The following is a 21341-nucleotide window of genomic DNA, read 5'->3' on the forward strand; positions in this document are numbered from 1 at the left end:
TGTCGTTCTCGCGGGGAGAGCGACACCGACCCCGTCCGGACCCGGTCGCCCTCCCGCGCTCGGCGGTCGATATGCCCGTGCCCGGCGTCCCGCGGACGGCGTAGCGTCGGGACGTGCCACCCGTTCCCGCGGCCGACGGTCGCGCCCTCCTCGTCGAGCAGCTCGACCTGCGCAGCGACTGCGCGCGCTGCACCGGCCTGTGCTGCGTGGGGCTGCACCTCGTGCGCTCCGCCGACTTCGCGATCGACAAGCCCGCGGGCGCCCCGTGCCCGAACCTGCGCGACGACTTCGGCTGCGGCATCCACGCGCGGCTGCGCGAGTCCGGGTTCCCCGGCTGCGTCGCGTACGACTGCCTCGGGGCCGGCCAGCGGGTGACGGCGGCCGTCCGGTCCGCGCACGACGGTGCGACGTGGCGCGACGACCCCGCCGCCGCCCGCGACGCGTTCGCGGCGCTCCCCGTCGTCACGCAGCTCCACGAGCTGCTCTGGTACCTCGCCGAGGTGCTGACGCTGCCCGCCGCCGCGCCCGTGCACGACGACGCCCGGCGGGCCCTCGACCGGACCGCGCCCCTCGCGGAGCTCGCGCCGGCGGACCTCCTCGCGCTCGACGTCGGCGCCGTCCGTCGTGACGTCGGGCCGCTGGTCGACCGCGCGAGCGCGCTCGTGCGCGACACGGCCCGGCGCGCCGCGTCGCGCCGTCCTCCCCGTCCGGACGGAGCGGACACCGGGTCGCGGGCGGCACGCGGCGGACGACACGCCGAGGGGCACGACCGGGGGAAGCCGGGGCACGCCGTCGGGCACCGGGTGCCGGACGGCAGCGCGCGCCGCCGCCTGCGGCCGGGTGCGGACCTCGTCGGCGCCGACCTGCGCGGGCTCGACCTCACCGGGTCCGACCTGCGGGGCGCGCTGCTGCTGGGCGCCGACCTGCGCGACGCCCGGCTGGACGCCGTCGACCTCCTCGGCGCGGACCTCCGGGGAGCCGACGCGCGCGGTGCCGACCTCGCGCATGCACTCTTCCTCACCCCGGCGCAGGCCGGCGCCGTCCGCCGGGACGAGCGCACGACCCTCCCTGCCACGCTCCACCCCTGACCCGGGCGCACCGCGACATCGGCACTCCCTGTCGAGATCGGCAGCCGCGACTGCCGATCTGGACCGGGAGCGCCGATCTCGGCGGCCGTCGGCGCGGACGCAGTCGGCTCGACCGCCGTCAGCGCAGGGTGGCCCGCCGTGCCAGCGGGGCTGCGAGCACCGCGCACACGGCGACGAGGACCGCCGCGCCCCAGGCGAGCGAGCCGTACGACGAGAACCCGATGATCGCTCCGGCGAGGATGCCGCCGACGGCACCGCCCGTGTTCATCGCGAGGTCGGAGAGCCCCTGCACGGACGTGCGCGACGGCCCGGGCGTCGCGTCGACGAGCAGCGCCGACCCGGCGACGAGCCCGCACGACCAGCCGAGCCCCAGGAGCACGAGGCCGACCGTCAGCCGCGCGGAGTCCTCCCCCGGCGCGCCTGCGACGACGACCGCGGCCGCGAGGAGCAGCGCGCCCCCGACGTAGAGGACGCGCGCGTGCCCGACCCGGTCCGCGAGCCACCCCACGACCGGGCTCAGCGCGTACATGCCCGCGATGTGCGCGCTGATGACGAGCCCGACGACCTGGAGCGTCGCGCCGCCGTGGTTCATGTGGACGGGCGTCATCGACATGAGCCCGACCATGACGAGGTGGCTGAGGACGATCGCCCCGAGGGCGAGGCGCGCCGTCGGGCTGGCCGACACGACGGCCCACCCGGCGCGCAGGCCGTCGCGCCACGACGATCCCTTGCCGTCACCCGGTCCGGCCCCCGGCGCCGCGCCCGAGGCCGCGCCGGGCACCGCACCTGGCCCTGCGTCGGGCACCGCGTCGGACACCGCGTCGGCTGTCGCGCGCGACGCGAGCAGCGGGTCGGGTCGCAGCCAGACCACGACGACGGCAGCCGCCAGCGCGAACGCGACCGCCGCGAGGACGAACGGTGCGGCGCTCGGTGCCGTCGAGCCGTGCTGCGCGTGCGCGTCGCCGCCCAGGCGCAGGCTTGGCCCGGCGACGCGGTCGGCGAGCCCGGCGAGCGTCGGACCGACGACGGACCCGACCGTCGTCGCCCACACCACCACCGACAGGTCGCGCGCCCGCCGCTGGGGCGTCGCGAGGTCGGTCGCAGCGAAGCGCGACGCGAGCCCGGCCGCGGTCCCCGACCCGAAGAGGAGCATCGCCACGACGAGCAGCGGCCAGGAGCCCACGAGCACGGCGACGGTCGCAAGGACCGCCCCGCCCGTCGCGACGCCGAAGCCGAGGAGGAGGGACGGCCGCCGCCCGCGCTGGCCCGCGACGTGCGCGAGGGGCAGCGCGACGAGCGCGGCGCCGACGACGCCCGACGTCGACGTGAGGCCCGCGATCGCGTCCGACCCCGAGAGCGCGGACGCGACGAGCGGGGCGACCGCGATCCCGCTCGCGACGCCCACGCCGGAGAGCACCTGCGTCGCGGCGAGGGTCGTCAGGGTGCGGCGCTGCGTCGGGAGCGCGGGGACGTCGTCACGCACGTCGGAGGTCGGGGTCGACGGAGGCGTCGACGGATCGGGGGCGGGCGGCTCGGTGCTCACCGGAGCACGGTAGGTCCCGGCGGGCCGCCCTGACGAGCCCTCACGCCGCCACCGGGCGCCGAGATCCTGCCGCGTCGCCGCGCCCCGGGCTCGTCCCCAGAGCGCGCAAGACCCCGCGTGCGGCCTCACGGCCGGCCCGGTTCGCGCCGATCGTCGACGCGCTGGGCCCGTACCCGACGAGCTGCACGCGGGGGTCGCGGGCCGCCGTCGTGCCGTCGAGGACGATCCCGCCGCCGGGCGCGCGCAGGCCGAGCGGCGCGAGGTGGTCGAGCGCGGCGCGGAACCCGGTGGCCCAGAGGATGACGTCGGCGGGCTGGAACAGCAGGCCGTCGTCGTTCGCGCCCGGGGCCCACTCGACGCCCGACGCCGTCACCCGGTCGAACATGGGCCGGCGCCGCAGCACCCCGCTCGCGATCCCCGCGCGGTAGCGCGGGGAGAGCGGGAGGCCGGTGACGGAGACGACGCTCCCCGGCGGGAGGCCCGCGGACGTCCGCTCGGCGACGCGCGCGACCGCGGCGCGACCGAGCTCGGGCGAGAACTCCTCCTCGACCCACACCGGCTCGCGGCGCGTGACCCACGTGGTGCCGGACGCGTGCGGGGCGATCTGCAGCAGGAGCTGCGTCGCGGACGCCCCGCCGCCCACGACCACCACGTGCCGCCCCGCGAAGTCCGCGGCGGAGCGGAAGTCGTGCGTGTGGAGCTGGCGGCCGCGGAACGTCTCCATGCCCGGGTAGCGGGGCCAGAACGGCCGCGTCCACGTGCCGGTCGCGTTGACGAGGGTGCGCGTGCGCACGGTGAGCCCGCGCGCGTCCGGCCCGGTGCCGACCGTCGCGCGGACACGCAGCAGGGCGGGGTCGTCGGGGTCCTGGGACACGTCGTCGACGGTGACCGGGCGCACGACGCGCAGGTCGTTCTCGCGCTCGTACGCCGCGTAGTAGCGCGGCACGGCGACGTTCGCGCGCTCCGCGGGGTCGCCGGCCGGGAGCGGGACGCCCGGGAGGTCGTGCACGGCGTGCGTCTCCGCCATGGTCAGCGAGTCCCAGCGCTCCTGCCACGCGCCCCCGGGACCACGACCGCCGTCGAGCACGAGCGGGTCGAGCCCGGCGCGCCGCAGGTGGTACGCGGCGGAGAGCCCCGCCTGCCCGGCGCCGACGACCACGACGTCGCGCACGGCGCCCCACGGGCCACCGGCGCCCCCCGCACCCGTGCCCACCGTGTCCCGCACGTCCTTCACCTGGCTCACGTCCCCCTCAACGACCCGGCCCAGCCGAACCTTCCCCGCCACCCAGCAATGTGCCGAACACGACATGAGGGGCGTTATCGAGCTGATGGCGACCTCCATGTCGTGCTCGACGACGGGCAACGTCGGGTTCGGCACGGCGCGGGCGCCGGGGGCAAGATTGGGCGGTGGAGACCGCGATCCTCTGGCACACCGGGCCGCTCATCGACGACGTCGAGATCACGCAGGTCCACGAGCTCGCCGCAGCGGCCGAGAGCGCGGACGGCGTCGCGCCCCTCTCCGAGCAGCCGCTGCTCAACCTGCGCGAGGCGACCGACGACGTCGTGCACCTCCTCACGTGGCGCGAGGGCGAGCTCGCGGGCTACGCGCAGGTGGACAAGCGCGGCGACGCGCCGAGCGCGGAGATCGTGGTGAGCCCCGCGCACCGCCGGCACGGGCTGGGGTTCCACCTGCTCGGCAGCGCCGCCGACCGCGCGGCCGAACCGCGGCCGAGCGACCACGAGCAGGGCGCCGACCACGACGGGCAGCCGCACCCCTGCGCGGAGACCGACGGCGAGCCCGCCCGGGCGCCGCGCCCTCCGCTGCGCGTGTGGGCCCACGGCGACCTCCCCGCGGCCCGCGGCCTCGCCGCGCGGGCGGGGTACGACGTCGTGCGCGAGCTGCTGGTCCTCGAACGGCCGCTCGCCGGACCGCAGGAGCGCCCCGCCGTCCCCGACGGCCTGCGGCTGCGCGCGTTCGTGCCCGGGGACGACGACGACGCGTGGGTCCGGGCGAACGCGCTCGCGTTCGCGCACCACCCGGAGCAGGGCCGGCTCACCGTCGACGACCTGCACGCACGGATGCGCGAGGACTGGTTCGACGCGGCCGGCCTCCTGCTCCTCGAGCGCGACCCGGCGCCCGGCGACGGGGCGCCCGGGCTCGTCGGGTTCGTCTGGACCAAGGTCCCGACCGGTCAGCCCGACGGCGCGCGCGAGGGCGAGATCTACGTCGTCGGGGTCGTCCCGACCGCCCAGGGCGAGGGGCTCGGCCGGCTGCTGACCGCCGTCGGGCTCGCGCACCTCGCCGACCGGGGCGCCACGACCGCGGTCCTCTACGTGGACGGCGACAACGTGCCCGCCGTCCGCACGTACGAGCGCGCGGGCTTCACGCGGCGCGCGGTGCACGTGCAGTACGCGCGCCCGACCGCGCGGTGACCCGTGTCACGCACCGTTCACCAACTGGTGCCACCATGAACCCATGACCGACACGTCCACGCAGCGCACGCTCGACCCGGACCTCGCCGCGCACATCGCCGAGCACATCGCGGAGGAGCCGGAGATCGGGCAGGTGGGTGCGGAGCTCGACCTCGGTCCGCTGCCCGACGACCGGTTCGCCGACCGCGAGCTGAGCTGGCTCGCGTTCAACCAGCGCGTGCTCGAGCTCGCGGAGGACCCGAGCCAGCCGCTCCTGGAGCGCGTCCGGTTCCTCGCGATCTTCGCGTCCAACCTGGACGAGTTCTTCATGGTGCGCGTCGCGGGCCTCAAGCGCCGCATGGCGACGGGCATCGCGGTCACCGCGGCGTCGGGCCTGTCGCCCCGCCAGGTGCTCGACGCGATCAGCGAGCGCGCGCACGACCTCATGGCGCGGCACGCGCGCGTGTTCGCCGACGACGTGCAGCCCGCGCTCGCCGCGGAGGGCATCACGCTCGTCCACTGGGACGAGCTCGAGACGCGCGAGCAGGAGCGCCTGCACAAGTTCTTCCGCAAGCAGATCTTCCCGGTGCTCACGCCGCTCGCCGTCGACCCGGCGCACCCGTTCCCGTACATCTCGGGGCTGTCGCTCAACCTGGCGGTCGTCGTGGCCAACCCGACCACGGGCAAGGAGCACTTCGCCCGGGTCAAGGTGCCGCCGCTGCTGCCGCGGTTCATCGCCGTGGACGCGCGCGGGCGCCCGAGCGCGCCGACGTCGCAGACCGCCGCCCCGGACCGCGGGCCGACGTCGTTCGTGCCCATCGAGGAGGTCATCGCCCAGCACCTCGACCACCTCTTCCCGGGCATGGAGGTGCGCGAGCACCACCTGTTCCGCGTCACGCGCAACGAGGACGTGGAGGTCGAGGAGGACGACGCCGAGAACCTGCTCCAGGCGATGGAGAAGGAGCTCCTGCGCCGGCGGTTCGGCCCGCCCGTGCGGCTCGAGCTCACGCCCGGCATCAGCCCGCGCATCCGCGCGCTGCTCGTGCGCGAGCTCGGCGTCGTCGAGGAGGAGGTGTACGAGCTGCCCGAGCCGCTCGACCTCACCGGGCTCAACCTCATCGCGGACCTCGACCGTGCGGACCTGCACTTCCCGCCGTTCGTCCCGACGACGCACCGGCTCCTCGCCGAGGTGGAGAGCTCGTCCCCGACGGACGTGTTCGCCGCGATCCGCGAGCGCGACGTGCTGCTGCACCACCCGTACGACTCGTTCTCGACGTCGGTGCAGACGTTCCTCGAGCAGGCGGCGGCGGACCCGGCGGTCCTCGCGATCAAGCAGACCCTGTACCGGACGTCGGGCGACTCGCCGATCGTCGACGCCCTGATCGACGCCGCGGAGGCGGGCAAGCAGGTGCTCGCCCTCGTCGAGATCAAGGCCCGGTTCGACGAGCAGGCCAACATCTCCTGGGCGCGCAAGCTCGAGCAGGCGGGCGTGCACGTCGTGTACGGGATCGTCGGGCTCAAGACGCACTGCAAGCTCTCGCTCGTCGTGCGCCAGGAGTCGGACGGCCTGCGCCGCTACTGCCACGTCGGGACCGGCAACTACCACCCCAAGACCGCGCGTCTCTACACCGACCACGGGCTGCTCACGTGCGACCCCGACGTCGGGCAGGACCTCACGCGCCTGTTCAACCAGCTCTCCGGGTACGCGCCGCAGTCGCGGTTCCACCGCCTGCTCGTCGCGCCCCGCACCGTCCGCTCCGGCCTGGTCGAGCGGATCGACCGCGAGGCGAGCGCCGCGCGCGAGGGCCACGAGGCGTGGGTGAAGATCAAGGTCAACTCCGTCGTCGACGAGACGACGCTCGACGCGCTGTACCGCGCGTCGCAGGCGGGCGTGAAGGTCGACCTCGTCGTGCGGGGCATCTGCGCCGTGCGTCCCGGCGTCCCCGGCCTCAGCGAGAACATCCGGGTGCGCTCGATCCTCGGCCGCTTCCTCGAGCACTCGCGCATCTACGCGTTCGCGAACTCCGCGGGCCCGGCGATCGGCGAGGGCCCGGACAGCGGACCCGAGGTGTTCATCGGGTCCGCCGACCTCATGCACCGCAACCTCGACCGCCGCGTCGAGGCGCTCGTGCGCATCACCGACCCCGACCAGGTGATCGAGCTGCTCGACCTGCTCGACGCGTCGATGTCGGAGCGCACCGCGTCGTGGCACCTCGACGCCGACGGCACGTGGCACCGGCCGGAGTCGGGCCCCGACGGCACGCCCCTCGTCGACCTCCAGGCGAGCCTCGTGCAGCGACAGCGCCGCCGGCTCGTCGGGAGGCGGTAGCGGATGGGTGTGCCCTCCCCCGCCCTGCGCAGCGGTCTGCCCCTCGTGGACGCCCTCGGCCCGACGCACGTCTCGCACGCCCCGGTCATCGAGTCCGCCGGGGCCCTCGTGTGGCGCGTGCGCGACGACGACCTGCAGGTCCGGCTCGTCCACCGGCCCCGCTACGACGACTGGTCGTGGCCCAAGGGCAAGCTCGACCCCGGCGAGACCTTCCAGGCCGCCGCGGCGCGCGAGGTCGCCGAGGAGACGGGCAAGCCGGTCGTGCTGGGCGTCCCCCTGCCTGGCCTGCAGTACCTCACGCCCGAGGGCCGCGTGAAGCGCGTGCACTACTGGGCCGCGCGCCGGGCGTCACGGCGGTCCGACGTCGGTGCGCTCGCCGCGCGCGCCCCCGTCCCGCCGGTCTCTCCCCAGGAGATCGACCGCGCGGCGTGGCTCTCGGCCGACGACGCCGCGCAGCGCCTCACGCGACAGGCCGACCGCGCCCCGCTCGAGGCGCTCGTGCGCGAGCGCGAGGAGGGCCGGCTGGCGACGCACGTCGTCGTCATCGCGCGGCACGGCAAGGCCGTCGCGCGCTCGGCGTGGCACGGCGACGAGCAGGACCGGCCGCTCACCCCCGCGGGGCACGCCCAGGCCGTCGCCCTGGTGCCCGTGCTCGCGGCGTACGGGGTCGAGACCGTCGTGACGAGCCGCTGGGACCGGTGCGCGCAGACCATCGCGCCCTACGCCGGCGCGTCCGGGCTGGAGACCGTGAGCATCGACCACCTCACGGAGGCGCAGCACGAGCGCTCCCCCGCGCGCGTCGCGCGGACCGTCCGCGAGCTCCTCGAGGCCGAGCGGTCGTCGGTGCTGTGCACGCACCGGCCCGTGCTGCCCACCGTGCTTGACGTGCTCGGCCAGCACTCACGGCGGCCCGTCGCGAACGCGCTGCCGACGCACGACCCGTTCCTCGAGCCGGGCGAGATGATCGTCGCCCACGTCGCCCGCACGTCCAAGGGCCCGCGCGTCGTCGCGGCGGAGAAGGTCGCCCCGCCGCTGCACTGACCGCCCCCGACCGCACGGACGCGCGGCCCGGGCGTCACGTCCTGCGCGAGCAGGCTCAGAGCAGGATCGGGCTGAGGATCCAGTAGACGACGGCCGCGACGAGCGCGGCGGCGGGGATCGTCAGCACCCACGCGGCGCCGATGTTCTTGGCGACGCCCCAGCGCACCGCGGACAGGCGCTTGGTCGCGCCGACGCCCATGATCGCCGAGGTGATGGTGTGCGTCGTCGAGACGGGCGCGTGGAAGATGAACGCGTTGGCGTAGAGCACGACGGCGGACACCGACTCGGCGACGAAGCCGCGCGCCGGGTCGAGCTCGATGATCTTGCGGCCCAGCGTGCGCATGATGCGCCACCCGCCGGCGTAGGTGCCGAGCGAGATCGCGGTCGCCGCGGAGAGCTTGACCCACAGCGGGATCGTGTTGTCGTCCTGGAACCCGCCCGCGACGAGCGCCAGCACGATGACGCCCATCGTCTTCTGCGCGTCCTGGAGGCCGTGCCCCAGGGCCATCGCCGCCGCCGACGCCGTCTGCGCGATGCGGAAGCGACGGAACGCCCGGGCGGGCGCCGCGTTCCGGAACACCCACAGCAGCAGCACCATGAGCGCGAACGCGAGGCCGAAGCCGATGAGCGGCGAGAAGACCATGGGCAGCACGACCTTGTCGAGGATCGCGTCCCAGTGGACCGTGATGCCCGACGCGATCCCGACGCCCGCGAGACCGCCGATGATCGCGTGCGTCGAGGACGACGGCAGCCCCAGCCACCACGTGATGAGGTTCCACGTGATCGCGCCGACGAGGCCGCACAGCACGATCACGAGGCCCTGATGGGGTGGGACGTCGTTGACCGCGACGATGTCCTCGGCGATGGTCTGCGCGACGGCCGTGCCCAGCAGGGCGCCGATGAGGTTGAACACCGCCGCCATGAGGAGCGCCGCACGCGGCGTGAGGGCCCTGGTCGAGACCGAGGTCGCGATGGCGTTCGCGGCGTCGTGGAACCCGTTGGTGTAGTCGAACGCCAGGGCGAACGCCACGACGACGACGACGAGCACTGCCTCCACGGGGCTCAGGACTCCTTGAGGGCGATGGTCTCGACCGTGTTCGCGACCTTCTCGAAGGCGTCGGCCGCCTGCTCGAGGACCTCCACGATCTCCTTGAGCTTCATGAGGAGGACCGGGTCGGACACGTCGTCGAACAGCTCGGCGAGCAGCTTGCGGTGGACCTTGTCCGCCTGGTTCTCCAGGCGGTTGACCTCGACCCAGTACTCGGGGAGGTCGTCCATGGAGCGCAGGCGCGGCATCGCCTCGGCCGTGAGCTCCGACGCGCGCTGGAGCACCTGGACCTGCTCGGACACGCGGGCCGGGAGCTCGTCCACCTTGTAGAGGACGATGAGGTCGGCCGCCTCCTCCATGTAGTCCATGCAGTCGTCGAGCGCCGACGCGAGCGCGTAGATGTCGTCCCGGTCGAACGGCGTGACGAACGTCTGGTTGAGGCGTCGCATGATCGAGTGCGTCGCGTCGTCCGCGAGGTGCTCCGTCTCGCTGAGCTGCTTCGCGAGCTGCTTGCGCGTCGGGCGGTCCGCGCCCAGCAGCTCCGCCAGGAGCGTGGACCCTGTGACCAGGTGCTGCGCCGAGGCGGCGAGAAGGTCGAAGAACGAGGTGTCGCGCGGTGTCAGGCGCAGGCGCACGGGAGGCTCCGGAAGGGACGCGGGGTAGGGGCTGAGCTGGCGTCGGCCACAGGGGCCGCTCGGCCGCCGGACAGGCCGGTCGGCCGGGGTGGTCACGATCTCGGGTCGGATGATCTCTGGATGAACGCACGTCGAACTCTCGTCAAATGTATCCGACGCGCGGCGCGATGCTGGAATCGTCGGGGCGAAGGTCCCGGATCCTCAGGACGCTCACAGCCCGTGCCCGGCGTCCTCGCCGGGGCTGCCACCCGTCCCGTGCGCGACGACGCGGGCGCGGCGGGCGGGGAAGGCGGGAGAAGTTGGCGACGCCGGACCGGGAGCGCCTCTCGGCGCGTGGCCGCTCGTAGCGGCTGAGTGTGGAGCCCGGGGCTACCGCGGCCCGGCGTCGTGAACCATCGTACGTGCCGGCCGGCCCCCGAGGTACCTCGCCGACCCCGTGTTCGCGCTCCGCGAGAACCCCACCCCCCGACGTGCGCACCACCCCCGGATCCCGCACCCTCCGCCCCCACCAGCCGAAGCAGACCCCCGGGAGATAGACCCCTGGTCGCGCGACCGGCGGTTTCCCTCGGGGGTTCAGTCGAGGCGGTCCGCGCGCCAGAGCTCGGCGGCGTGCTCGAGCTCCTGCGCGGTGCGCAGGAGCGACCCGGCGCCTCGGGTCGTGCGCAGCGCGCCGTCGGGGTCGGCGACCTCGCGCGCGTCGGCGTCGAACGCGGCGCCGGTGGCGAGGATGCGGCAGAACGACCCGGCCCGTTCGAGCGCGACGGCGAGGTCGCCGGTGAACACGCCGGAGAGCACCGCGTCGACGAGGTCGCGCACGTCCTGGGGGCCGGGTGGCCGGGGGACGCCGGCGATGGCCTCGTGGACGGGGGCGGCGTCGACCCCGAGGCGGTACCGCAGCGTCACCGTCTGCGGGTCGCGGCGGACCCACTCGCGCAGGACGTACAGCCGCCAGAGCGCACCTGGCAGGGAGTTCGGGGCGGCGTCGGACCACAGGCCGGCGACGACGTCGAGCCCCTCCGTCTCGACGAGGTGGACCAGTCGCTCGACGACCTCCGGGTCCTCGGTGTCGCGCGCACGGTGGACGATCGCGTGCGCGGTCGTGTGCGCGACCTGGTCGCGCAGCGCGGGGTCGAGCTCGCCGGGGAGCTCGTCGGCGTCGCGCGGGTCGAGCATCGCCGGGCGGCGGGGTCGTTGCGTGCGGTCGGCCCGACCCGGGTCGGGCCGGTCTGCGGGGGTGGCGGGGACGTCGTCGGGCACGCGCCCAGTGTCCACCCGGCGGCGGCCCGGTCGCACCGGGCGGGCGTCGCGCGACGCCTGCGACCCGCTCCGGACGAGGCCCCACGGAGGCGGGGGCCCGTTCACCGCGCCGCCGAAAGCACCCCGCCCTACAGTGACGAGAGGGGCCTCGACCGGCTCCAGGACGGAGCGGAGGACGAGATGTCGAGCAGCGACGCAGCAGGTCACGCGACCGTGAGCGCGCGCAGCGCGCACCGGAAGGCGATCGGCCTTGCCGTCGCCGCCGCCGTCGGCGGATTCCTCTTCGGCTTCGACAGCTCGGTCATCAACGGCGCCGTCGCGGCGATCGAGGGCCAGTTCGACCTCGACTCGGCGGTCACGGGGCTCGTCGTCGCGATCGCGCTCCTCGGCTGCGCGCTCGGCGCGTGGTCGGGCGGCCGGCTCGCCGACCGCTGGGGCCGCACGCGCGTCATGGTGTTCGGCGCGATCCTGTTCTTCGCCTCCTCGATCCTGTCCGCGATCGCGTGGTCGGCGTTCGACCTCGCGATCTGGCGCTTCATGGCGGGCGTCGGCATCGGCATCGCCTCCGTCATCGCCCCGGCGTACATCGCGGAGATCGCGCCGGCACGGCTGCGCGGCCGCATGGGGTCGCTGCAGCAGCTCGCGATCACGGTCGGCATCTTCGCGGCGCTGCTGTCCGACCAACTCCTCGCGGAGACGGCGGGCGGCGCCGCCAACGAGCTGTGGTTCGGGTGGGAGGCGTGGCGGTGGATGTTCCTCGTCTGCGTGATCCCGGCGGCGGTCTACGGAATCCTCGCGATGCGCATCCCCGAGTCCCCGCGCTACTTGGTGGCGAAGGGCCGCGACGACGAGGCGCGCGCCGTGCTGGAGTCGGTCCTCGGCCCGGACGAGGACGTCGACGACCGCATCGCGCAGATCCACCGCTCGATCGCGGTCGACGAGAAGAACGCCCAGGAGGGGACGCTCAAGGGTTCGACGTTCGCGCTCAAGCCGATCGTGTGGGTCGGCATCCTGCTGTCGGTGTTCCAGCAGTTCGTCGGGATCAACGTGATCTTCTACTACTCGACGACGCTGTGGCAGGCGGTCGGGTTCGACGAGAGCCAGTCGTTCCTCGTCTCGACGATCACGTCGGTGACGAACGTCGCGGTGACGTTCATCGCGATCGCGCTCGTGGACAAGGTGGGCCGTCGTCCGATCCTGCTCATCGGCTCGGCGGGCATGACGTTGTCGCTCGGCATCATGGCGCTCGCCTTCACGCAGTCCAGCGGGAGCGGCGACAACATCACGCTGCCGGACCCGTGGGGACCCATCGCCCTCGTCGCGGCGAACGCGTTCGTCGTGTTCTTCGGGGCGTCGTGGGGGCCGCTCGTCTGGGTGCTGCTGGGCGAGATGTTCCCGAACCGCATCCGCGCGGCCGCGCTCGGCGTCGCGGCCATGGCGCAGTGGCTCGCGAACTTCGCGATCACCCTGACGTTCCCGCCGATGCTGTCGGCGTTCGGCGCCTCGATCCCCTATCTCATGTATGCCGTCTTCGCGGCGCTGTCGTTCGTCTTCGTGTTCAGCAAGGTCCCGGAGACCAAGGGCATCGAGCTCGAGGACATGGGCGATGAGCGCGTGAGCCGCACGACGCACTGAGCCCTCCTGCCGAACCCTTGCTCCGCACAATGGTTGCTGAAAGCAACTGCGAGGCGTATGCTTGCCTGCAGCAACCAAGGAGTGCCCGTGCCCGTCATCACCCCCGCCGCGACCACCGCGGACCCTGAGCTCGCACCCGACCCGTCCCCCGCGGCAGGCCTCATCCGCGCGCTCGACGAGCTGGCCCGCGCCCAGCGCGAGTCGGCCGTCCGCATCGCGCGGGACCTCGACATCCCGCGCTCGTCGTTCGGTCTGCTCCGCATGCTCCAGCGGTGCGGTCCCGTCCAGCTCGGGGACGTCGCCGCGAAGCTCCGCGTCGACCTCTCCGTGGCCAGCCGCCAGGTGAGCCACCTGGTCGACGAGGGCCTCGTCCGCCGCACCGTGGACGACGACGACCGGCGCGCCCGGACCGTCGAGCTCACCGACGCGGGGCGCGGGCTCGTCCTGCGGGCGTACGAGCACATCGACGCCCTCGCCGCCACGACGTTCGCCGAGTGGCGCGACGAGGAGATCGTCGAGGCCACGCGCCAGATCGAGCGCGTGGCGTCCGCGGTCGTCGCCGGCCACGCCGCACCCCGTACGACCGGGTGACCGACGGCGCTCGGCGGCACCACCGCCGTCGGGCACGTCCCCCGACCGCCGACCGCGCCGCCGCGCGGACCGGCCACCAGACCACCTGACACCGCCCCACGACACGCCGGCCCTCCGACACGGCCCCGTGAGCAAGGAACCTCAGCGCCTCATGACCAGCACCACCCCAGAACGCACCGCCCCGCCCGGCGGCGCCGAGTCGTCCATGACCCGTCGCGAGGTCATGGAGTCCCTCTCCGGGATCCTCCTCGGCATGTTCGTCGCGATCCTCGCGAGCTCGATCGTCTCGAGCTCGCTCCCCAAGATCGTCAGCGACCTCGACGGCTCGCAGTCGTCGTACACCTGGGTCGTCACGTCGACCCTGCTCGCCATGACGATCTCGACCCCGATCTGGGGCAAGCTCGCCGACCTCACCAACCGCAAGGTCCTCATCCAGATCGCGCTCGTCGTCGCGGTCGTGTCCTCCGCGCTCGCCGGCCTGTCGCAGAACGTCGGGACGCTCATCGCGCTCCGCGCGTTCCAGGGCATCGGCGCGGGTGGCCTCATGGCGCTCGCCACCGTGCTCATCACGGACATCATCTCGCCGCGCGAGCGCGGCAAGTTCATGGGCCTCATGGGCGGCATCATGGCCGTCAGCCAGATCGGCGGACCGCTCCTGGGCGGTGTCCTCACCGACGCCGTGAGCTGGCGCCTCAACTTCTTCGTCGGGCTCCCGTTCGCGATCGCCGCGATCATCGTGCTCCAGCGCACGCTGCACCTGCCGAAGGCCGCGCGCCGCGTCGTGCGCATCGACTACTGGGGCGCGATCCTCATCAGCGCCGGCGTGTCCTCGCTCCTGCTGTGGGTGACGTTCGCCGGGCAGAACTTCGAGTGGCTCTCGTGGCAGACGTTCGCCATGGTCGGCGGGGCTGTCCTCGCGCTCGTCGGTGCCGTGCTCGTCGAGCGCGTGACCCCCGAGCCGCTCATCCCGCTGCACCTCTTCAAGAACCGCACGTTCGTCCTCGCGGTCGTCGCCTCGGTCGCCGTGGGCGTCGCGATGTTCGGCACCGCCGTGTTCCTCAGCCAGTACATGCAGGTGGCGCGCGGCAAGACCCCGACCGAGTCGGGCCTCCTGACGGTCCCGATGATCATCGGCACGTTCGTCGCGTCGACCCTGTTCGGCCAGCTCATCACGCGGTACGGCCGTTACAAGGCCTTCATGGTCACGGGTGGCGCGGTCCTCGTGGCGTCGCTGTTCGCCCTGTCGACGATCGACTACCACACGAGCTTCACGCTCATCAGCGTCTACCTGTTCTTCCTCGGCGTCAGCATGGGCATGCTCATGCAGAACCTCGTGCTGGCCGTGCAGAACACGCTCGACGTCGACGAGATGGGTGCCGGCACCTCGACCGTCGCGTTCTTCCGCAGCCTCGGCGGCGCGATCGGCGTGTCCGTGCTGGGCGCGGTGCTCGCGACCAAGGTCACGACGTCGATCCAGGACGGCCTGACGAAGCTCGGCATCCCGGCCGACTCGATGGGCGGCGGCAACGCCGTGCCCGACGTCTCGACCCTGCCGGCGCCGATCAAGGACCTCGTCGAGAAGTCCTACGGCGACGGCATCGCCGAGATCTTCCTCGTCGCGGTGCCGCTCGCGCTGATCGCGCTGATCGCCGTGTCGTTCCTCAAGGAGGTGCCGCTCGGCACGAAGACCGGCCTGCAGGAGCGCCTCGAGAAGGAGGCGGCGCTCGCCGGCAGCGAGGCCCCGGTCGACGCAACCCCGGGCCGCGTGACCCTCGCCGAGGAGACGGAGTCGACGCTCCTCGAGGCCTTCGAGCCCGCGGGCGTGATCGACGACGAGCGGGCGGCACGCTCGCCCCGCTGACCAGCCCCGCGCGCCGAGTGCAGTGAACATGCGGTCTCGAATCGGTTCGAGGCCGCATGTTCCCTGCGTTCGGCGTGCTGGTCGCCCGTCCAGCGGGTGAGGTTTTCCGGACGAACGTGACCTCGTGCCGCATCGGGCGTCATGATGGGCGTGTGCCCGCCGACACCGCCCCGACCCGCACCGTTCCCGACGCCGAGCGCGCCACCGAGCCGGACGTCGCGTACGTCGACCTCGAACGCGAGCTGCGGGTCCTGCTGCGCCGTGGCGGGGCGGCGGCGACCGCCATGGCACGCCGGATCCACCCGGACCTCGAGGCGAGCGCCTACCCGCTGCTCGCGCACATCGCCGACCACCCGGGCGTCCGCGGCTCGGAGCTCGCCGCGCACTTCGGCGTCGGGCGGGCGACGATCTCGCGCCAGCTCAGCCGCCTCCACGCCCTGGGCCTCGTCGCGCGCGAGGTCGACCCCGACGACTCGCGCGGGCAGCTCATCACGCTCACGCCCGACGGCGAGACGCGGCTCCATGCCGCGCACAGCGGCCGGGTCACCTCGATCACCGAGGCGCTGGAGGGCTGGGACCGGCGCGACGTCGCGACGCTCGCGACGCTCCTGCACCGCTACTCCGAGGACGTCGTGCGCTGGTCCGCGAACCGGTGACGGCCCGCACCCCCGCGGCGTGACCGTGCCCGACGGCGTCCGTCCGGCCCGCGGCCTCGTCGCGCCCGCTCCCTCGCGGCCCCGGCGACGGCGCCGGCTCCTCGTCGCCCTCGCGCTCGGCCTGGTCGTGCTCGCGGGGCTCGTCGTCGCGACGCGCGTGCCCGACCCGTGGGGTGACGTCGGCGGTGACGTCCTGTACGCCGTCGCGACGTACGTCCTCGTGGTCCTCGTGCTCGCGCGCGTGCGCCCCGTCGTCGCGGGCGCCGTCGCGCTCGGCTGGTGCTGGGCGGTCGAGGCGCTGCAGGCGACGGGCCTGGCCGCGGCCGTGAACGACGCGGTCCCGCCCGCGGCGTGGCTGCTGGGCAGCACGTTCGCGGTGCGGGACCTGGTCTGCTATCTGGTGGGCGTCGGGATCGCGTGCGCGGTCGACGCGTGGGCCGGCGCCCGGTCGGCTACTGCTCGCCGGCCTCGAACGTCAGGCTGACCGAGTTCATGCAGAACCGGTCGCCCGTCGGGGTCTGGGGAGCGTCGTCGAACACGTGGCCCAGGTGCGACCCGCAGCGCGCGCAGCGCACCTCCGTGCGCACCATGCCGAGGCTGCGGTCGGTGAGGAGCTCGACGCGGTCGCCTGCGAGCGGGCTGAAGAAGCTCGGCCACCCGCAGTGCGAGTCGAACTTGGTGTCCGAGCGGAACAGCTCGTTGCCGCACGCCCGACACGCGTAGACGCCGACGCGCTTCTCGTCGAGCAGCTCGCCCGTCCAGGCGCGCTCCGTCCCCGCCTGCCGCAGCACGGCGAACTCCTGCGGTGACAGCTCGGCGCGCCACTCGTCGTCGGTCTTGACGACCTCGTAGGGCTGGTTCTCGTGGGTCTGGCTGGTCATGATCCACCTCCGACCATCCCAACCGCGCGCCCGGCCCCCGTGTTCCCACCGCCCCCCTCCGCTGTGGGCATGAAATGGGCCCGGTCTCGACGAGAAGACCGGGCCCATTTCATGCCCACAACAGGGTGGGTGACGAGTCAGCGCGGGCTGGACGTCGAGTACACCGTGCTCGAACCGCCGGCCGGGCGCTGCGCGCGGCCGCGGCCGCCGCGGCGGCGACCTGCGGACTGGCCCGTCGAGCCGTTGCCGGTGCCCGAGGCGCCGCGTCCGTCCCTGCCAGCGCCCTCCGGGCGACCCGCACCCGACGCGCGCTGGCCGCCCTGGCCGCGCTGCGCCGTCGTGCCCTGGCCGGCGCCCTGGGCCGCGGGACGACCGCCGCCCTGGCCGCCGCGGTTGCGGCGCGACGCGCGCGACCCGCCGTTGGTGGACGTGGTGCCGCGCTTCGCCTGCGTCTGCGGCGGCGTGATGTCCGCCGGGCGCACGTACTCCGCGACCTCGCCGACGAGGCCCTTGATCGTCGCGTCGCCGGGGGCGACGGGCTTCGGCTGGGCCGTGATCTTCGCCTTGCGCGTCAGGTCGCGCACGTCGCCGCGCTGCTCCGGGAGCATGACCGTGACGACGACGCCCTCCGACCCGGCGCGCGCGGTGCGACCCGAGCGGTGCAGGTACGCCTTGTGCTCGGCCGGCGGGTCGACGTGCACGACGAGCTCGACGTCGTCCACGTGGATGCCGCGCGCCGCGATGTCCGTCGCGACGAGCACCTTCACCGCGCCCGAGGAGAACGCCTCGAGGTTGCGCTCGCGCGCGCCCTGGCCGAGGTTGCCGTGCAGGTCGACGGCCGGGACGCCGTTCGCGGTGAGCTGCTTCGCGAGCTTCTTCGCCTGGTGCTTGGTCCGCATGAACAGCACGCGGCGGCCCGTGCCGGACGCGAGCTCGTGCACGATCTGCTTCTTCGCGTCCGCGTCGCGCACCGCGAGGATGTGGTGCGTCATCTGCGGGGGCGCCGCCGCGGCGTCGTCCACCGAGTGGCGCACCGGGTTGCTGAGGTAGCGCTTGACGAGCTGGTCCACGCCGTTGTCGAGCGTCGCGGAGAACAGCATGCGCTGACCCTGCTTGGGGGTCTTGTCCATGATGCGCTTCACGCCGGGCAGGAACCCGAGGTCGGCCATGTGGTCGGCCTCGTCGAGCACGGTGATCTCGACGGCGTCGAGCGTGAGCAGGCGCTGGTTGAGGAGGTCCTCGAGGCGGCCGGGGCACGCGATGACGATGTCCACGCCCTTGTCGAGCGCGGCGACCTGGCGCGACTGCGCGACGCCGCCGAAGATCGTCGTCGTCACGAGGCCGAGCGCCTTGGCGACCGGCTCCATCGTGGCGTTGATCTGGTTGGCGAGCTCGCGCGTCGGGCACAGCACGAGCGCGCGGGGGCGACGCGGCTGGCGCGACGACTTGGCCCACGACAGGCGCGAGACGGTCGGCAGCGAGAACGCGAGGGTCTTGCCGGAGCCCGTGCGGCCGCGGCCGAGGACGTCACGGCCCTTCAGCGAGTCGGGCAGCGTGGCGGTCTGGATGGGGAACGGGGAGTCGATGCCCTGGCGCGAGAGCTCGCGCACGACAGGGGTGGGCAGGCCGAAGTCGGCAAAGGAAGTCACAGGTGATGGGCCTCTCGGGGCTCAAGGTCGGGGTCCGCCGCACGCAATCCGGGGGGATCTCCACGACGCGGGGCGCGCGGGATCGCGCTGCCCTCGAACCTCCAGTGTCTCATGCCCGACGCCGCGGCACGGGTGAGGTGCGTCTCGTCGCGCCGTCCGCGGGCACAGCAGGCTGTGGTGGAATGGCGCGCGTGCCCGCGCTGACGTCCTCCTTCGCCGTAGCCCGAGCCGTGCTGTCCGACGGCGGCACCACCGCGGGCGGCGACGTCGCCTCCTCCGTGGGGGACGTCGTCGGGCAGGTGTGGCAGGCCGCGACGACGCCCGTCGCTCCCCCGTCGACCGCCGTCGTCGTCGCGATGGGCGCGCTCGCGCTGGCCGTCGTGCTCGTGACCCCGGTCTGGCGCGTCGCCCGGCACGTCGTGACGATCGCGCACGAGGCGGCGCACGCCCTCGCCGCGCTGCTCACAGGGCGCCGCCTGTCGGGCATCCGGCTGCACTCCGACACCTCCGGCCTCACCGTGTCGTCCGGCCGGCCGCGCGGGTTCGGCATGATCCTCACCGCGTTCATGGGCTACGTCGGCCCGGGCCTCATCGGGCTCGGGGCCGCCGCCCTCCTGCGCCAGGGCTACGCCGTCGGGCTGCTGTGGCTGCTCGTCGTGCTGCTCGCCCTCATGCTGCTGCAGATCCGCAACTGGTTCGGGCTGTGGTCCGTGCTCGTCACGGGCGCCGCCCTCGTGGGCGTGTCGTGGTGGGCGACGCCCGACGTGCAGAGCGCCGTCGCCTACGCCGTCACGTGGTTCCTGCTTCTCGGCGCGGTCCGGCCGGTGCTCGAGCTGCAGAGCGAGCGGTCGCGCGGACGGGCGGCGACCTCCGACGCCGACATCCTCGCGCGCCTCACGCACGTGCCCGGGCTGTTCTGGGTCGGGGTGTTCCTCGTCGTCACGCTGGGCGCCGCCGTGCTCGGCGGGTCGTGGATCGTGGGGCCGGCGGCCTGAGCCGACCTTCCCGGACACGACGACGGGCCGCCCGCCGGAGCGGACGGCCCGTCGTGCGACCAGAGACGCACCCGGAGGAGGAGGACGCGTCGTCGAGATCGTCCGGCGCGAACGCCGGGAGAACTGGTGGGTCAGCCCTGAGGAGTCAGGACGAACGCCGGGCCCTGCGCGTTCGGGTCCGTGTCGAGCGTGAGGTTCGCGAGGGTCGGGGCCGTGGCGGACTCCACGAACACCTTCGCCTCGCCGTCCTCGACGACCGTGTCGTCAGGCTGCGGGCTGGGCACGAGCGCGAGCTCGAAACTGCCCGCCTGGTCAGCGGACTCGGCGATCCGCAGACCGCCTCCCTCCGGGACACCGGCCTGGGTCTGCAGGTCGTGGACAGCGGTACGGGCGTTGTCGGTCAGGGTGAGCACGAGAGCTCCTCTCGTCGCCGGGCGGAACCCTGCGGGACACGTCCGTGCGGCCCACGCCTGGCCGGCGTGACCTGCCGTCGGTGCACCCTCCCGCGGGCCCCTCGGTCCACTCCACCGAAACAAGAACGGGCTCGACTCGCAAGCGAATCGCCCGATTCTCACCGAATTTCTCACGGAGCAAGACCGCGCGTGACAACGCCCGACGACGCGCGTAGGGTCCGCGCCCGAGCGCCCTCTACGCCGAGGTCGGCAGCTCCTGCCGAGATCGGCGATCCCGGTTGCCGATCTCGACCGGAGCTGCCGAACTTGACGCGAACTGCCGACCCAGGCACGCGGGTAGCCTGTGCCTGGGCGCCGGCGGCGTCCAGGGCCTCTAGCTCAATTGGCAGAGCTGCGGACTTTTAATCCGTAGGTTGTGGGTTCGAGCCCCACGGGGCCCACCAAGGACGTCCCAGATGGACGTCGCCGATCACGGACGCGTCCTTCCCGGCGCGACGGACGTCAGCGGATCGACGAGGACCCTGCGCCGCGTCAGCGGGCACGGCGACGGAGGACGACGTGCTCCGCGGTCACCAGGGCCGCGCACCCGAGGAGCACGAGCGCGACCGTCACCCAATTGGCCTGGACGCACGCGCCGGTCGCGTCGGACGACAGGGGGTTCAGTCCCCCGAGCGGCTCCTCGATGCACGTGTATCGCCGGCCGTCGTCGGTGACGTCGCGTGGTGCCGTGGTGACGAGCATCAGGACCAGGAGGAGCAGCGCGCTCGTGGCGGCAAGGAGGGCGCGGAACCGCTGACCCGGGGCGCCACGCTGCCGCACCGCCGGCCACACCGCGGCGGCCAGGAGTGCGAGGAACGCGCACAGCACGAGGATCGTGGACGGCATCGTGCCCGAGCGAATTGCGGGCCGGTGGCACGCACGGGTCGCCGCGCGGCGCGTGCGCCATGTGTTCATCCGCTGTTGGTTGTGCGCCGCGCCGTGGGGCCGGAACGTCGGGCCATGGCGATGGAGGACGAGGACCGCGAGATCGATGTCGTGGTCGAGCGGATCAGTGCGCGTTTCCCGGAGGTGCCGGTGGACGACGTCCGCGAGCAGGTGCTCGCAGAGCTCGGGCGGTACCAGACCCCGCACGTGCGCGACTTCGTCCCCGTCCTGGTGGAGAACGCCGTGTCGGACGTGCTGCGGTCGTGCAACCGTCCACCGCGCCCCGCGCGGAGGACGCCTCGACCGGACCGATGAGTCCGGGTGTGGGTGACCGTCGGTAGGTTCACCGGCGGGTCGAGCGGCCCGCCCCCGACGACGAGGAG

General features: G+C 73.8%; 20 protein-coding genes and 1 tRNA gene. 12 read left to right on the forward strand and 9 right to left on the reverse strand.

Annotated features, from left to right (window positions below; genetic code table 11):
- Window positions 1-113 precede the first annotated feature (113 nt).
- Complete coding sequence (locus ACFC2L_RS01815) at window positions 114-1088, forward strand: pentapeptide repeat-containing protein (RefSeq protein WP_375822523.1); 975 nt, start codon at window positions 114-116, stop codon at window positions 1086-1088.
- A gap of 118 nt (window positions 1089-1206) precedes the next feature.
- On the opposite strand, the gene ACFC2L_RS01820 is transcribed toward ACFC2L_RS01815, so the two are convergent.
- Together ACFC2L_RS01820 and ACFC2L_RS01825 are read right to left on the reverse strand one after the other, a co-directional pair.
- Window positions 1207-2631 carry an MFS transporter gene (locus tag ACFC2L_RS01820; protein ID WP_375822524.1) on the reverse strand — a complete coding sequence of 475 codons (1425 nt, stop codon included), beginning with the start codon at window positions 2629-2631 and terminating at the stop codon, window positions 1207-1209.
- Between the two features lie 40 nt (window positions 2632-2671).
- Complete coding sequence (locus ACFC2L_RS01825; RefSeq protein WP_375822763.1) at window positions 2672-3802, reverse strand: FAD-dependent oxidoreductase; 1131 nt, start codon at window positions 3800-3802, stop codon at window positions 2672-2674.
- Between the two features lie 236 nt (window positions 3803-4038).
- On the opposite strand from ACFC2L_RS01825, the gene mshD reads away from it, so the two are divergent.
- Genes mshD through ACFC2L_RS01840 form a run of 3 tightly spaced genes read left to right on the forward strand, consistent with a single transcriptional unit; the run spans window position 4039 to window position 8413 of the window.
- Window positions 4039-5064 (forward strand): mycothiol synthase, encoded by a 1026-nt coding sequence (gene mshD / locus ACFC2L_RS01830; protein WP_375822525.1) that lies wholly within the window; start codon window positions 4039-4041, stop codon window positions 5062-5064.
- A 43-nt stretch (window positions 5065-5107) separates the two neighbouring features.
- Window positions 5108-7372: an RNA degradosome polyphosphate kinase gene (locus ACFC2L_RS01835; protein WP_375822526.1), complete on the forward strand. Its 2265-nt coding sequence runs from the start codon at window positions 5108-5110 to the stop codon at window positions 7370-7372.
- 3 nt (window positions 7373-7375) lie between these two features.
- Entirely contained in the window at window positions 7376-8413 is a 1038-nt protein-coding gene (locus ACFC2L_RS01840) for an NUDIX domain-containing protein (protein WP_375822527.1), read from the forward strand.
- A gap of 55 nt (window positions 8414-8468) precedes the next feature.
- On the opposite strand, the gene ACFC2L_RS01845 is transcribed toward ACFC2L_RS01840, so the two are convergent.
- From ACFC2L_RS01845 to ACFC2L_RS01855, 3 genes are all read right to left on the reverse strand, one after another.
- Entirely contained in the window at window positions 8469-9470 is a 1002-nt protein-coding gene (locus ACFC2L_RS01845; protein ID WP_375822528.1) for an anion permease, read from the reverse strand.
- A gap of 5 nt (window positions 9471-9475) precedes the next feature.
- Window positions 9476-10096, reverse strand: coding sequence for a DUF47 domain-containing protein (locus ACFC2L_RS01850; protein WP_021482999.1), 621 nt, complete (start codon window positions 10094-10096; stop codon window positions 9476-9478).
- Window positions 10097-10669: 573 nt separating this feature from the next.
- A complete protein-coding gene (locus tag ACFC2L_RS01855; protein WP_253055328.1) occupies window positions 10670-11269 on the reverse strand; it encodes a hypothetical protein in 600 nt (199 codons plus the stop codon).
- A gap of 264 nt (window positions 11270-11533) precedes the next feature.
- Between ACFC2L_RS01855 and ACFC2L_RS01860 the strand changes: the two genes are divergently transcribed.
- The 5 genes from ACFC2L_RS01860 to ACFC2L_RS01880 all read left to right on the forward strand — a co-directional run bounded on the left by ACFC2L_RS01860 (window position 11534) and on the right by ACFC2L_RS01880 (window position 16580).
- Window positions 11534-12988: a sugar porter family MFS transporter gene (locus tag ACFC2L_RS01860; protein WP_375822529.1), complete on the forward strand. Its 1455-nt coding sequence runs from the start codon at window positions 11534-11536 to the stop codon at window positions 12986-12988.
- A gap of 87 nt (window positions 12989-13075) precedes the next feature.
- Complete coding sequence (locus ACFC2L_RS01865) at window positions 13076-13579, forward strand: MarR family winged helix-turn-helix transcriptional regulator (RefSeq protein WP_375822530.1); 504 nt, start codon at window positions 13076-13078, stop codon at window positions 13577-13579.
- 151 nt (window positions 13580-13730) lie between these two features.
- Complete coding sequence (locus tag ACFC2L_RS01870) at window positions 13731-15440, forward strand: MDR family MFS transporter (RefSeq protein ID WP_375822531.1); 1710 nt, start codon at window positions 13731-13733, stop codon at window positions 15438-15440.
- Window positions 15441-15592: 152 nt separating this feature from the next.
- A complete protein-coding gene (locus ACFC2L_RS01875) occupies window positions 15593-16096 on the forward strand; it encodes a MarR family winged helix-turn-helix transcriptional regulator (protein ID WP_375822532.1) in 504 nt (167 codons plus the stop codon).
- A 19-nt stretch (window positions 16097-16115) separates the two neighbouring features.
- Window positions 16116-16580 carry a DUF2809 domain-containing protein gene (locus ACFC2L_RS01880; RefSeq protein ID WP_375822533.1) on the forward strand — a complete coding sequence of 155 codons (465 nt, stop codon included), beginning with the start codon at window positions 16116-16118 and terminating at the stop codon, window positions 16578-16580.
- Here ACFC2L_RS01880 and msrB read toward each other — a convergent pair.
- Window positions 16549-16977 (reverse strand): peptide-methionine (R)-S-oxide reductase MsrB, encoded by a 429-nt coding sequence (gene msrB, locus ACFC2L_RS01885; RefSeq protein WP_375822534.1) that lies wholly within the window; start codon window positions 16975-16977, stop codon window positions 16549-16551. The two genes, ACFC2L_RS01880 and msrB, sit on opposite strands and share 32 nt — an antisense overlap.
- A 137-nt stretch (window positions 16978-17114) precedes the next feature.
- Window positions 17115-18626: a DEAD/DEAH box helicase gene (locus ACFC2L_RS01890; RefSeq protein ID WP_375822535.1), complete on the reverse strand. Its 1512-nt coding sequence runs from the start codon at window positions 18624-18626 to the stop codon at window positions 17115-17117.
- Between the two features lie 278 nt (window positions 18627-18904).
- Here ACFC2L_RS01890 and ACFC2L_RS01895 point away from each other — a divergent pair, with 278 nt between their 5' ends.
- Window positions 18905-19621 carry a M50 family metallopeptidase gene (locus ACFC2L_RS01895; RefSeq protein WP_375822765.1) on the forward strand — a complete coding sequence of 239 codons (717 nt, stop codon included), beginning with the start codon at window positions 18905-18907 and terminating at the stop codon, window positions 19619-19621.
- A gap of 131 nt (window positions 19622-19752) precedes the next feature.
- Here ACFC2L_RS01895 and ACFC2L_RS01900 read toward each other — a convergent pair whose 3' ends face one another.
- Window positions 19753-20034: a HesB/IscA family protein gene (locus tag ACFC2L_RS01900; protein ID WP_375822536.1), complete on the reverse strand. Its 282-nt coding sequence runs from the start codon at window positions 20032-20034 to the stop codon at window positions 19753-19755.
- A gap of 367 nt (window positions 20035-20401) precedes the next feature.
- Between ACFC2L_RS01900 and ACFC2L_RS01905 the strand changes: the two genes are divergently transcribed.
- Window positions 20402-20477, forward strand: a tRNA-Lys gene (locus tag ACFC2L_RS01905).
- An 88-nt stretch (window positions 20478-20565) separates the two neighbouring features.
- On the opposite strand, the gene ACFC2L_RS01910 is transcribed toward ACFC2L_RS01905, so the two are convergent.
- A complete protein-coding gene (locus ACFC2L_RS01910) occupies window positions 20566-20919 on the reverse strand; it encodes a hypothetical protein (protein WP_375822537.1) in 354 nt (117 codons plus the stop codon).
- Between the two features lie 114 nt (window positions 20920-21033).
- Between ACFC2L_RS01910 and ACFC2L_RS01915 the strand changes: the two genes are divergently transcribed.
- A complete protein-coding gene (locus ACFC2L_RS01915; RefSeq protein WP_375822538.1) occupies window positions 21034-21273 on the forward strand; it encodes a three-helix bundle dimerization domain-containing protein in 240 nt (79 codons plus the stop codon).
- Window positions 21274-21341: the final 68 nt, after the last annotated feature.

The sequence above is a fragment of the Cellulosimicrobium sp. NPDC055967 genome (assembly GCF_042269845.1).
Taxonomy (GTDB): Bacteria; Actinomycetota; Actinomycetes; order Actinomycetales; family Cellulomonadaceae; genus Cellulosimicrobium.

What these genes read in the sequence shown, in the direction of transcription:
- ACFC2L_RS01835 (WP_375822526.1), top strand. Translation starts at nt 5,108, where the DNA reads ATGACCGACACGTCCACGCAGCGCACGCTCGACCCGGACCTCGCCGCG.
- ACFC2L_RS01840 (WP_375822527.1), top strand. Translation starts at nt 7,376, where the DNA reads ATGGGTGTGCCCTCCCCCGCCCTGCGCAGCGGTCTGCCCCTCGTGGAC.
- ACFC2L_RS01855 (WP_253055328.1), bottom strand. Translation starts at nt 11,269, where the DNA reads ATGCTCGACCCGCGCGACGCCGACGAGCTCCCCGGCGAGCTCGACCCC.
- ACFC2L_RS01860 (WP_375822529.1), top strand. Translation starts at nt 11,534, where the DNA reads ATGTCGAGCAGCGACGCAGCAGGTCACGCGACCGTGAGCGCGCGCAGC.
- ACFC2L_RS01870 (WP_375822531.1), top strand. Translation starts at nt 13,731, where the DNA reads ATGACCAGCACCACCCCAGAACGCACCGCCCCGCCCGGCGGCGCCGAG.
- msrB (WP_375822534.1), bottom strand. Translation starts at nt 16,977, where the DNA reads ATGACCAGCCAGACCCACGAGAACCAGCCCTACGAGGTCGTCAAGACC.
- ACFC2L_RS01910 (WP_375822537.1), bottom strand. Translation starts at nt 20,919, where the DNA reads ATGCCGTCCACGATCCTCGTGCTGTGCGCGTTCCTCGCACTCCTGGCC.
- ACFC2L_RS01915 (WP_375822538.1), top strand. Translation starts at nt 21,034, where the DNA reads ATGGCGATGGAGGACGAGGACCGCGAGATCGATGTCGTGGTCGAGCGG.